Origin of the sequence: Streptomyces bambusae (assembly GCF_019400985.1) — a bacterium.
In the GTDB taxonomy this organism is placed as follows: domain Bacteria; phylum Actinomycetota; class Actinomycetes; order Streptomycetales; family Streptomycetaceae; genus Streptomyces; species Streptomyces bambusae_A.
Map to the genome: position 1 here is coordinate 1 of NZ_WTFF01000231.1, position 12,015 is coordinate 12,015.

At 72.6% G+C, this 12,015-nt stretch carries 10 protein-coding genes; 4 read left to right on the forward strand and 6 right to left on the reverse strand.

The features are described from left to right. Positions 1–451 (forward strand): acyl-CoA dehydrogenase family protein (locus tag GPJ59_RS26040; protein ID WP_258024921.1); only part of this gene is annotated, 451 nt, incomplete at its 5' end. Here GPJ59_RS26040 and GPJ59_RS26045 read toward each other — a convergent pair. Next, on the reverse strand, positions 397–1,182 hold the full coding sequence (locus GPJ59_RS26045; RefSeq protein WP_219670133.1) for a class I SAM-dependent methyltransferase: 786 nt from the start codon (positions 1,180–1,182) through the stop codon (positions 397–399). The genes GPJ59_RS26040 and GPJ59_RS26045 overlap by 55 nt on opposite strands. A 196-nt stretch (positions 1,183–1,378) precedes the next feature. On the opposite strand from GPJ59_RS26045, the gene GPJ59_RS26050 reads away from it, so the two are divergent. Together GPJ59_RS26050 and GPJ59_RS26055 are read left to right on the forward strand one after the other, a co-directional pair. After that, the gene (locus tag GPJ59_RS26050; protein WP_219670134.1) at positions 1,379–2,107 is read left to right on the forward strand and encodes a VWA domain-containing protein; all 729 of its coding nucleotides are present in this window, start codon (positions 1,379–1,381) and stop codon (positions 2,105–2,107) included. A gap of 27 nt (positions 2,108–2,134) precedes the next feature. Next, positions 2,135–2,635 carry a pyridoxamine 5'-phosphate oxidase family protein gene (locus GPJ59_RS26055; protein ID WP_219670135.1) on the forward strand — a complete coding sequence of 167 codons (501 nt, stop codon included), beginning with the start codon at positions 2,135–2,137 and terminating at the stop codon, positions 2,633–2,635. 138 nt (positions 2,636–2,773) lie between these two features. Here GPJ59_RS26055 and GPJ59_RS26060 read toward each other — a convergent pair whose 3' ends face one another. From GPJ59_RS26060 to GPJ59_RS26075, 5 genes are all read right to left on the reverse strand, one after another. Next, complete coding sequence (locus tag GPJ59_RS26060) at positions 2,774–3,121, reverse strand: type II toxin-antitoxin system PemK/MazF family toxin (RefSeq protein WP_219670136.1); 348 nt, start codon at positions 3,119–3,121, stop codon at positions 2,774–2,776. After that, entirely contained in the window at positions 3,118–3,252 is a 135-nt protein-coding gene (locus GPJ59_RS37795; protein ID WP_258024922.1) for a hypothetical protein, read from the reverse strand. The genes GPJ59_RS26060 and GPJ59_RS37795 overlap by 4 nt, the downstream gene beginning before the upstream one ends. 274 nt (positions 3,253–3,526) lie before the next feature. Beyond that, a complete protein-coding gene (locus GPJ59_RS26065; protein WP_219670137.1) occupies positions 3,527–4,990 on the reverse strand; it encodes a glutamate synthase subunit beta in 1,464 nt (487 codons plus the stop codon). Continuing rightward, positions 4,983–9,560 carry a glutamate synthase large subunit gene (gene gltB, locus GPJ59_RS26070; RefSeq protein ID WP_258024923.1) on the reverse strand — a complete coding sequence of 1,526 codons (4,578 nt, stop codon included), beginning with the start codon at positions 9,558–9,560 and terminating at the stop codon, positions 4,983–4,985. The genes GPJ59_RS26065 and gltB overlap by 8 nt, the downstream gene beginning before the upstream one ends. A 363-nt stretch (positions 9,561–9,923) precedes the next feature. Continuing rightward, positions 9,924–10,655, reverse strand: coding sequence for a VIT1/CCC1 transporter family protein (locus GPJ59_RS26075; protein WP_219670139.1), 732 nt, complete (start codon positions 10,653–10,655; stop codon positions 9,924–9,926). A gap of 260 nt (positions 10,656–10,915) precedes the next feature. On the opposite strand from GPJ59_RS26075, the gene GPJ59_RS26080 reads away from it, so the two are divergent. Continuing rightward, positions 10,916–11,902 (forward strand): ADP-ribosylglycohydrolase family protein, encoded by a 987-nt coding sequence (locus tag GPJ59_RS26080; protein WP_219670140.1) that lies wholly within the window; start codon positions 10,916–10,918, stop codon positions 11,900–11,902. Positions 11,903–12,015 lie beyond the last annotated feature (113 nt).

Consider the following 12,015-nt stretch of genomic DNA (forward strand, 5'->3'; position numbering starts at 1 on the left):
GCGCTGGGCCCGGCTGCTGACGGCGGCCCAGGCGCTGGGGGTGGGCGAGGCGCTGCTGGCGCGCACGGTGGAGTACGTCGGCCGGCGCACCCAGTTCGGGGTGCCGGTCGGCGGCTTCCAGGCGGTCAAGCACCGGCTGGCGGACACCCTGCTGGCCCTGGAGTTCGCCCGGCCGCTGGTGTTCGGGGCGGCCGTGACGATGGCCGACGGCGATGTGGCGGCGGCCAAGCTGGCGGCGGGCGAGGCGGCGTACCGGGCGGCGCTGACCGCGCTCCAGCTGCACGGCGCGATCGGCTACACGCAGGAGCTGGACCTGTCCCTGTGGCTGCGCAAGGCCCGGCCGCTGCGCGACGCGTGGGGTTCGCCGGCGCAGTGCCGGGCCGACGTGCTGGCGGGCTACCGCTGCGGCGTCGTCCCGGGCAGCACGGCCACGGCGAGCGAGACCACGTAGGCCTCCTCGACGGTCCCGTCGGGGAACAGCGGCCGCAGCGCCTGGCGCTCCTGCGCGAGGAACTCGGCCGTGCCGGCGGCTCCCAGGGTCAGGAAGGCGGAGTGGGTGGTGAGGTTGGCGAGGTGGGCGTCGAGGGACACGCGGCGGGACCAGCGCAGGCGCCGGGTGGTGAACTCCAGCCCCGCGGGCAGCAGCCGGAAGGTGCCCTGGGTGTCCTGGGTGTCCTGGGTGTCCTCGGTGACCTGGAAGAAGGCCTTCAGCCGCGCCTCCTGCCCGGCGATCCAGGGCACGTCGGTGTCCATGTCGTTCCACCACATCGCGAGCGCCCCGCCGGGGCGCAGCACGCGGCGGGCCTCCGGGACGGACCGGGCCGGGTCGGTCCAGTGCCAGGCCTGTGCGTAGGTCAGCAGGTCGAAGGTGCCGCCCGCCAGCGGCAGCCGGTCCCCGTCGCCGCGGACGAGCGGCACGCCGGGGCGGGTGCGGCGGAACTCGGCGGCCATCCCGTCCCCGGGCTCGACGGCCACCACGCGCGCCCCGCGCTCGTGCAGCAGCCCGGTCGCGATGCCCGTCCCCGCCCCTACGTCGGCCACCCGCGCCCCGCGCAACGGCCGGCCGGCCAGGTCCTCCAGGGCGTCGAACAGCGCGGGCGGGTAGGAGGGGCGGTGGGCGCCGTACTGTGCGGCGGCGGCGTCGAAGGACCGCGCGCGGCGGGCGTGGGAGGTGTCGGTCATGGCCACATCATCAGGCAGCCGCCGTCTCCAGGCAGCAGTAACCGCCAGCAGGCCATCACCCCTCCGTCGACGGTGAACTCGGCGCCGGTGACGTACGACGTACGACGTACGACGTCCGAGGACGCGTCCGAGCGCCGAGCACAGATGTTGACGATCGCGCGCCGCGGCCCGGCCCGGCTGCCGTACGCTCGGGCCCATGACGGGCAGTGCGATCGACCTGCGGGCGGTGCAGCGGGCCGCTCCGGGCCTGGTGAACCTCTACAAGAGCGCCGGGGACTCCCTGGGCCGGCACGGGCTGGCCGGCGGCCGGGCCGCGGTCTACCTGGTCCTGGACTACTCCGGCTCCATGCGCCCGTACTACGCCGACGGCAGCGTGCAGGCGCTGGCGGACCGGGTGCTGGGGCTGTCCGCGCACCTCGACGGCGACGGCCGGATCCCGGTGGTCTTCTTCTCCACCGAGGTCGACGCGGTCACGGAGATCCCGCTCGACGGCCACGAGGGCCGGGTTGCGAAGATCGCCGCGAGCCTGGGGCACATGGGGAAGACCGCCTACCACCTGGCGATGGACGCGGTCATCGACCACTACCTGGACTCCGGCAGCACGCTCCCGGCCCTGGTGGTCTTCCAGACGGACGGCGGGCCGATCGACAAGCGGGCCGCCGAGATGTGGCTGTGCAAGGCGGCCCGGCTGCCGCTGTTCTGGCAGTTCGTCGGTTTCGGCAACACGCGCAGCAACCAGTTCGACTTCCTGCGCCGGCTCGACGAACTGCCCGTGCCCGGGCGGCGGGTGGTCGACAACGCCGGCTACTTCCACGCCGGCCCGGAGCCGCGCCGGGTCTGCGACGCGGAGCTGTACGACCGGCTGGTCGGGGAGTTCCCGGCCTGGCTGGAAGCGGCGCGTCGGCTGGGCATCGTCCGGGCGTGAGGCGGCGAAAGGCGGTTTGATGGCGGGATGACGACAACGAACTGGGCGGCGTTCGAGGCCGCCGAGCCGGCCTTCGCCAAGACCGTCCGCGACCGCTTCGCCGCCCAGCCCCACCACGTGCTCGCCACGCTGCGCAAGGACGGCTCCCCGCGGGTGACCGGCCTGAACGTCGACATCCGCGGCGGCGAGCTGTGGCTGGGCATGATGTCGGGCTCGATGAAGGCGAGGGACCTGCGGCGCGACCCGCGCTTCGCGCTGCACTCCAACCCGGGCGAGGGCGAGACGATGCCGCTCGGGGACGCGCGGATCTCGGGCCGCGCCGTCGAGATCGTCGAGCCGCCGGAGCTCCACCGCTACGCGGAGGAGACCGACAGCCCGCACCCCTTCCACCTCTTCCGCGCGGAACTGACGGAGGTCGTCCACACGGGCATCGACGGCGAGGAACTCGTCCTGCGCACCTGGACCCCGTCCCGCGGCCTGCGCACCCTACGCCGCGGCAACGACGACGAGCCGGCCCGGGAGGTCTGAACCTCCCCGCCGGGGGCGGGTGACGCGTGCCGGGCCACGGGAGCCATGTGCCGGTGTCCGGGACCCGCCGCCGACGCCCGAGACGGCCACAGCCCTCCCGCAAGTCGAGCGGGAGGGCTGTGGCAGTGTGAGTCAGGTTCAGATGTCGAGCATGAGGCGCAGGTACTTGCGGACCTCCGCCTTCTCCTTGTCGGTGATGACGCCGATCGGGGCGCGGCCGGTCAGGCGCTGCTCGCTGATGGCGCGGATGTCCTCGGTGCGCGCCCAGGAGGGCCGGTCCAGCCCGGACTCCTTCGACGTGATGGGGACGTGGTGGTCCAGGCCCCGCGTCTTGGTCGTGAGGGGGACGACGATCGTCATCGGGATGGGGAATGCTACGTGCATGGGGGAGGCGACGACCAGAACGGGGCGGCGGCCTGCCTGCTCGCTGCCGATGACCGGACTGTCGGCGTACCAGACCTGCCAGGGACGGGCGAGACGGCTCACTTAGCAGCCTCCCAGGAGTCGGAGCCGAGTCCGTCTCCTGCGGTGCCGTCCCACTCGCTCATCTCGGCCACGTAGTCGGCCCATGCTTCAGGGTCGGCCTGGAGGCGGGTGTACTGGTCGAGGATGCGCAAGCACCCGGTGGGGCCCTCGCGCGTGTGTGCCGGCCGCGCACACGCCACGGCGCCCGCCTCCCTGGTCGGGGACAAGACGGGCGCCGTGTGAAGGTTCCGTACGCCGTTGTACGGACCGCATGAGGGGTCCCGGCGGACCGGGGGTGTTGCACGATGCCTCAGCCGCACGCCGACGGCCGGAGGCCGGCGCAGCCGGGCGCCGCGACATGAGCCGCTCCGCGGCGTGGCCGGGAGGCCGCCCGCGGCCGAGCGGTGCGAGCACGGCGTGGAGAAATCAGACGGCCAGTGCGCGGTCCGTCGGCTTGACCGGGTAGGGGAGGGTGCTCGTGCCGGTCAGGTAGCGGTCCACGCCTCGGGCCGCCGAGCGGCCCTCGGCGATGGCCCAGACGATCAGGGACTGGCCGCGGCCCGCGTCGCCGGCGACGTAGACGCCGTCGACGTTGGTCGCGTACGACGCGTCGCGGGCGATGTTGCCGCGCTCGTCGAGGTCCAGGCCGAACTGCTCCACCAGGCCGTTGCCGCGGTCGGTGCCGGTGAAGCCCATGGCGAGGGTGACCAGCTGGGCCGGGATGGAGCGCTCCGTGCCCGGCTTCTGGGTCAGCTTGCCGTCCACGAACTCGACCTCGACCAGGTGCAGTGCCTGGACGTTGCCGTCCTCGTCGCCCTCGAAGTGGGTGGTGGAGACGGAGTAGACCCGCTCGCCGCCCTCCTCGTGCGCCGAGGTGACCTTGTACAGCATCGGGAAGGTCGGCCAGGGCTGGGTGACCGCGTCCCGCTCGTCGTTCGGGCGGGGCATGATCTCCAGCTGGGTGACGGAGAGGGCGCCCTGGCGGTGGGCGGTGCCGACGCAGTCGGCGCCGGTGTCGCCGCCGCCGATGACGACGACGTGCTTGCCCTCGGCCGTGATGGGCGGGGCCACGAAGTCGCCCTCCTGGACCTTGTTGGCCAGCGGCAGGTACTCCATCGCGAAGTGGACGCCGTTCAGCTCACGGCCCGGGACCGGCAGGTCGCGGGAGATCGTGGCGCCGGCGGCGACCACCACCGCGTCGAAGCGCTTGCGCAGGTCGGTGGCGGTGATGTCGCGGCCGACCTCGATGCCCGTGCGGAACTTGGTGCCCTCCGCGCGCATCTGCTCGATGCGGCGGTTGATGTGCACCTTCTCCATCTTGAACTCGGGGATGCCGTAGCGCAGCAGGCCGCCGATGCGGTCGGCGCGCTCGTACACGACCACGGTGTGGCCGGCCCGGGTCAGCTGCTGGGCGGCGGCCAGACCGGAGGGGCCCGAGCCGATGACGGCGACGGTCTTGCCCGACAGGCGCTCGGGGGCCTGCGGCCGCACGCCGCCGTTGTCCCAGGCCCGGTCGATGATCGAGACCTCGACGTTCTTGATCGTGACGGCCGGCTGGTTGATGCCGAGCACGCACGCCGACTCACAGGGAGCGGGGCACAGCCGGCCCGTGAACTCCGGGAAGTTGTTCGTGGCGTGGAGGCGCTCGGAGGCCGCGCTCCAGTCCTCGCGGTAGGCGTAGTCGTTCCACTCGGGGATCAGGTTCCCCAGCGGGCAGCCGTTGTGGCAGAACGGGATGCCGCAGTCCATGCAGCGTCCGGCCTGCTTGCTGATGACCGGCAGGAGGGAGCCGGGGACGTAGACCTCGTTCCAGTCCGTCAGCCGCTCCGCGACCGGACGGGAGCAGGCGGTCTGCCGGGGGGTGGTGAGGAAGCCCTTCGGGTCAGCCATGGGTCGCCGCCTCCATCATCTTCTCGGTGGTCTCGGACTCGGAGAGTCCGGCCCGCTCAGCGGCGTCCTTGGCGGCGAGCACTGCCTTGTACGTGGTCGGGATGATCTTGCTGAATCGGTCCGCCGCGACGGACCAGTCGGCGAGGAGCTTGGCGGCCACCGTCGAGCCGGTCTCCTCCTGGTGGCGGCGCACCACGTCGTGCAGCCACTGCTTGTCCTCGTCGGACAGCGTCTCCACGGCGTTCAGGTTGCCCGCATTGACGTTGTCCTTGTCCAGGTCGACGACGTACGCGACGCCGCCCGACATGCCGGCCGCGAAGTTGCGCCCGGTCTCGCCGAGGACCACCGCGTTGCCGCCGGTCATGTACTCGCAGCCGTGGTCGCCCACGCCCTCCGAGACGACCAGGGCGCCGGAGTTGCGGACGCAGAAGCGCTCGCCGGTGCGGCCGCGCAGGAACATCTCGCCGCCGGTCGCGCCGTAGCCGATGGTGTTGCCCGCGATGACCGAGTACTCGGCCAGGTGGTCGGCGCCGCGGTCCGGGCGGACCACGACCCGGCCGCCGGAGAGGCCCTTGCCGACGTAGTCGTTGGCGTCGCCCTCCAGCCGGAGCGTGACGCCCGCCGGCAGGAAGGCACCAAAGGACTGGCCGGCAGAGCCGGTGAAGGTGAGGTCGATGGTGTCCGCGGGCAGGCCCGCGCCGCCGAACTTCTTGGTGACCTCGTGGCCGAGCATGGTGCCCACGGTCCGGTTGATGTTGCGGATCGCGACCTGGGCGCGGACCGGCCGGGCCTCCTCGGCGGTCGCGGCGGCCAGCGCGTCGGCGGCGAGCTCGATGAGCTCGTTGTCGAGCGCCTTCTCCAGGCCGTGGTCCTGCGCGACGAGGGCGTGGCGCACCGCGCCCTCGGGCAGCTCGGGCACGTGGAACAGCGGGGCCAGGTCGAGGCCCTGCGCCTTCCAGTGGCTGACGGCCCGCGTGGTGTCGAGCAGCTCCGCGTGGCCGACGGCCTCCTGGAGGGTGCGGAAGCCCAGCTCGGCGAGGAGCTCGCGGACCTCTTCGGCGATGAACTCGAAGAAGTTGACGACGAACTCGGCCTTGCCGGAGAAGCGCTCGCGCAGCACCGGGTTCTGGGTGGCGATGCCGACCGGGCAGGTGTCCAGGTGGCAGACGCGCATCATGACGCAGCCGGAGACGACGAGCGGCGCGGTCGCGAAACCGAACTCCTCGGCGCCCAGCAGCGCGGCGATGACCACGTCGCGTCCGGTCTTGAGCTGGCCGTCGGTCTGGACGACGATCCGGTCGCGCAGGCCGTTGAGCAGCAGGGTCTGCTGGGTCTCGGCCAGGCCGAGCTCCCAGGGGCCGCCCGCGTGCTTGAGCGAGGTCAGCGGGGAGGCGCCCGTACCGCCGTCGTGGCCGGAGATCAGGACCACGTCCGCGTGCGCCTTGGAGACACCCGCGGCGACCGTGCCGACGCCGACCTCGGACACGAGCTTCACGTGGATGCGCGCGGCCGGGTTGGCGTTCTTGAGGTCGTGGATCAGCTGGGCCAGGTCCTCGATGGAGTAGATGTCGTGGTGCGGCGGCGGGGAGATCAGGCCGACGCCAGGGGTCGAGTGCCGGGTCCTGGCGACCCACGGGTAGACCTTGTGGCCGGGCAGCTGGCCGCCCTCGCCGGGCTTGGCGCCCTGGGCCATCTTGATCTGGATGTCGTCCGCGTTGACCAGGTACTCGCTGGTGACGCCGAAGCGGCCGGAGGCGACCTGCTTGATGGCGGACCGGCGGGCCGGGTCGTACAGGCGGTCGGGGTCCTCGCCGCCCTCGCCGGTGTTGGACTTGCCGCCCAGCTGGTTCATGGCGATGGCGAGGGTCTCGTGCGCCTCCTTGGAGATGGAGCCGTACGACATGGCGCCGGTGGAGAAGCGCTTGACGATCTCGGAGACCGGCTCGACCTCGTCGACGGGGATCGACGGGCGGTCGGAGGTGAAGCCGAACAGGCCGCGCAGCGTCATCAGGCGCTCGGACTGCTCGTTGACCCGGTCCGTGTACTTCTTGAAGATGTCGTACCGGCGGTTGCGGGTGGCGTGCTGGAGGCGGAAGACCGTCTCCGGGTCGAACAGGTGCGGCTCGCCCTCGCGGCGCCACTGGTACTCGCCGCCGATCTCCAGCGCGCGGTGCGCCGGGGCGATGCCGGAGGCCGGGTAGGCCTTGGCGTGGCGGGCGGCCACCTCCTGGGCGACGACGTCGAGGCCGGCGCCACCGATCTTGGTGGCGGTGCCGTTGAAGTACTTCTCGACGAACGCGTCGTCGAGGCCGACGGCCTCGAAGACCTGGGCGCCGCGGTAGGAGGCGACGGTGGAGATGCCCATCTTGGACATGACCTTCAGCACGCCCTTGCCGAGGGCGTAGATCAGGTTCTTGATGGCCTGCTCGGGCTCGATGCCCTCGATGAAGGTGCCGGCGCGCAGCAGGTCCTCGACCGACTCCATGGCCAGGTACGGGTTGACCGCGGCCGCGCCGTAGCCGATGAGCAGCGCGACGTGGTGGACCTCGCGGACGTCGCCGGCCTCGACCAGCAGGCCCACCTGGGTGCGCTGCTTGGTGCGGATGAGGTGGTGGTGGACGGCGGAGGTGAGCAGCAGCGAGGGGATCGGCGCGTGCTCGGCGTCCGAGTGGCGGTCGGACAGGACGATCAGGCGGGCGCCGCTGTCGATGGCGGCGTCGGCCTCGGCGCAGATCTCGTCCAGGCGCGCGGCCAGCGCCTCGCCGCCGCCCGAGACCCGGTACAGGCCCGAGAGGGTGGCGGCCGCCATGCCGGGCATGTCGCCGTCGGCGTTGATGTGGATGAGCTTGGCCAGCTCGTCGTTGTCGATCACCGGGAAGGGCAGGGTGACGCTGCGGCACGACGCGGCGGTCGGCTCCAGCAGGTTGCCCTCGGGGCCCAGGGAGGACACGAGCGAGGTGACGAGCTCCTCGCGGATGGCGTCCAGCGGCGGGTTGGTGACCTGCGCGAACAGCTGGGTGAAGTAGTCGAAGAGCAGCCGCGGGCGCTCGGACAGGGCCGCGATCGGCGAGTCCGTGCCCATGGAGCCGATCGGCTCGGCGGCGGTGCGGGCCATCGGCGCGAGGATGACGCGCAGCTCCTCCTCGGTGTAGCCGAAGGTCTGCTGGCGGCGGGTGACCGAGGCGTGCGTGTGCACGATGTGCTCGCGCTCGGGCAGGTCGGTCAGCTCGATCTCGCCGGCCTCCAGCCAGTCCGCGTACGGGGCGGCGGCCGCGAGCTCGGCCTTGATCTCGTCGTCCTCGACGATCCGCTTCCGGGCGGTGTCGACGAGGAACATCCTGCCGGGCTGGAGGCGGCCCTTGCGGACGACCCTGGCCGGGTCGATGTCGAGGACGCCGACCTCGGAGCCGAGGACGACCAGGCCGTCGTCGGTGACCCAGTAGCGGCCGGGGCGCAGGCCGTTGCGGTCGAGGACCGCGCCGACCTGGGTGCCGTCGGTGAAGGTGACGCAGGCCGGGCCGTCCCAGGGCTCCATCATCGTGGAGTGGTACTGGTAGAAGGCGCGGCGGGCCGGGTCCATGGAGGTGTGGTTCTCCCACGCCTCGGGGATCATCATCAGCACGCTGTGCGGCAGGCTGCGGCCGCCGAGGTGCAGGAGCTCCAGGACCTCGTCGAAGGAGGCGGAGTCGGAGGCGTCCGGGGTGCAGATCGGGAAGATCCGGTCCAGCGCGCCCTCGCCGAAGGCGTTCGAGGCGAGCATGGACTCGCGGGCCGTCATCCAGTTGCGGTTGCCCTTGACCGTGTTGATCTCGCCGTTGTGGGCGACGAAGCGGTACGGGTGGGCCAGCGGCCAGCTGGGGAAGGTGTTGGTGGAGAACCGCGAGTGGACCAGGGCGATCGCGGAGGCGAAGCGGCGGTCGGAGAGGTCCGGGAAGAAGGGCTCCAGCTGCCCGGTGGTCAGCATGCCCTTGTAGACGATGGTCCGGGCGGACAGCGACGGGAAGTACGTGGCCGCCTCGCGCTCGGCGCGCTTGCGCAGGACGAAGGCCTTGCGGTCCAGCGCGATGCCGGTGCTGGCGGCGGTGCTGGTGCTGGCGGCGGTGCCGGTGCCGGTGCCGTCGGTCACGAAGAGCTGGCGGAAGGCCGGCATGGTGGCGCGGGCGCCGTTGCCGAGCAGGTCCGGGGTGACGGGGACCTCGCGCCAGCCGAGGACGGTGAGGCCCTCCTCGGCCGCGATGGCCTCGATCTGCTCCACGGCGACGGCCTGTGCGGTGCCGTCGGCGGGGAGGAAGGCGATGCCGACCGCGTACGCGCCGGCCTCGGGGAGCTCGAAGCCGGCCACCTCGCGCAGGAAGGCGTCCGGCACCTGGGACAGGATGCCCGCACCGTCGCCCGAGTCCGGCTCGGAGCCGGTGGCGCCGCGGTGCTCGAGGTTCCGCAGGACGGTCAGGGCCTGCTCGACGAGAGTGTGGCTGGCCTCGCCGGTGAGGTTCGCCACGAAGCCGACGCCGCAGGCGTCCTTCTCGTTGCGCGGGTCGTACATGCCCTGCTGGGCAGGGCGACCGTCCATGGGCGACCAGGCGGTGCTGCTCGGGCCGGTCGCGGAGTGCGTGGATGCGGAACGCATCGGCTCTCCCGTCGTCGTCGTGGCATGTGCAGTGCCGAGGGACGACGTTGGCCCTCTGCTTGAAATTTCGTGCAGGTTACATGATGACCGCAATCCCGGGAACCGGATATCGCGTTTCAGCATGCGGACACTGCACGAGGCGAAAAGGGGACCTTCGCAGGCGAAAGGTGCGGGCGGAGGTCCGGGGCGCAAGCAGGCTTCATTGCCCGGGCGCAGGGGTGTCATGCCCGGCGGACACGGAATCGAAACCGCCGGGTAATCCACTACTTATGTGGAGCGCTGCATAGTGTCTCACTCCTGGGGCGTTCAGCCTACGGCGGTACCGATCCAGGTTCCCAGGATGTACGTCACACCGGCGGCCGCGCCACCCAGGGCCAGCTGGCGCAGCCCGCTGTACCACCACGACCGCGCCGTCACCCGGGCGACGACCGCGCCGCACAGGAACAGCCCGAGCAGCGCCAGGGCCACGGCCGGCCACAGGACGGTCGCCCCCAGCAGGTACGGCAGGACGGGCAGCAGCGCGCCCAGTGCGAACGAGCCGAACGAGGACACGGCTGCCACCATCGGCGACGGCAGGTCGTCCGGGTCGATCCCGAGCTCCTCGCGGGCGTGGATCTCCAGCGCCTGGTCGGGGTCGCGCGACAGCTGCATGGCGACCTCGCGGGCCAGGGCCGGGGTCACACCGCGCGAGACGTACAGCTCGGCGAGCTCCTCCATCTCGTCCACCGGGTGCTTGCGCAGCTGCTGGCGCTCCACGTCGAGCTCCGCCAGGACCAGCTCGCGCTGCGAGGCCACGGAGGTGTACTCGCCGGCCGCCATGGAGAAGGCGCCCGCCGCGAGACCGGCCAGGCCCGCGATGACCACGGTCTGTGGGGCGGCCGCGCCGCCGGCCACGCCGGTCATCAGCGCGAGGTTGGAGACGAGCCCGTCCATCGCGCCGAAGACGGCCGGGCGCAGCCACCCGCCGTTGACGTCCCGGTGGGTGTGGTTGTCGCGGTGGGCCCCGTGCAGCGGCGCCTCGACGTCGATGATGGACATGCCGGAGTTCTCCCCTTGTGCTCTCCCCTGGCGTACGACCGGATGCATGCGGGCACCCTCCGCCTCCAACACCTCGAAACTACGCACGATTTCCGTCGCCCGCCAGCAAGGAAGGCCGTACTTACCTGGGGTTTTGTGCCTCGGCGACCGGGTGACGGGGGATCGCGGCGGGTGTTTCGCGCCTGGCGACGAACCCCTCTCCGTGGCACAAATCCCCCATGGGCTCACGACCGGGTCCCACCAAGTGGAGAGGCGCCGCCATGGAGCTGATTGCATGCAATCCGCAGGTCCTCCTCGAACGGGCCCGGGGCGCTCTTCTGGGACTCGCGGTGGGCGACGCGCTGGGCGCCCCGGCGGAGAACATGAAGCCGTCGCAGATCCGGGCACGCTGGGGCCGGATCGAGGGCTTCGTCTCCGACGACCCGGCCGGTACGGACGACACCGAGTACGCCATCTTCTCGGGCCTGTTGCTGGCCCGGCACGGCTCGGCACTCACCGTCTCCCACGTGGAGCGGGCCTGGCACCACTGGATCGCCGACCTGGACGAGGGACCGTTCCGCGGGGCCGGCTTCTCCGAGCGCGGCACGCTGGAGAACCTGCGCCGGGGCCTGGCGGCGCCCATCTCCGCGCAGCACCGGCACGCGTGGTCGGACGGGCTGGCGATGCGGGCGGCCCCGTTCGGGGTGTTCGCGGCCGGCCGCCCCGCCGAGGCGGCCCGGCTGGTCGCGATCGACGGCTCGGTCAGCCACGACGGCGAGGGGATCTACGGCGGCCAGGCCGTCGCCGCGGGCGTCGCGGCGGCGATGGCGGGCGGCAGCCCGGCCTCGGTGGTCTCGGCGGCGCTGTCCGTGATCCCGTCCGACTCCTGGACGGCCCGCTCCCTGCGGCGGGCGGTCACGGCGGCGCCGCGCGGGGAGCGCGCGGTGCGCTCCGCCGTCGTGATCGGCGGCTACCCGTGGACCGACTTGGCGCCCGAGGCCGTCGGCCTGGCCTTCGGCGCGTTCGCGGCCGCCGGGGGCGATTTCGCCGACTCCGTGCTGACCGCGGTCAACATGGGCCGCGACGCCGACACCACGGCCGCGGTCGCGGGCGCCCTGGCCGGTGCCCTGTCGGGCGTACGGGCCGTCCCGGAGGCCTGGGCCTCGGCCATCGGCCCGGTCCGCGGCAGCTGCCTCCCCTCGATGCGCGGCCACCACGTCCTGGACATCGCCGACCTCCTGACCCCGGAATACGAGGCCCCCCGATGACGGGCCCGTCACCGGGGGCCGGGGCGAGGGGGGAAGCCGGTGGGGGCGGCGGGACGGCCGCGGGCCCGGGCCGGGACGCGGCAGCCGGGACCTACCCGGGCCAGGGCCGGGAC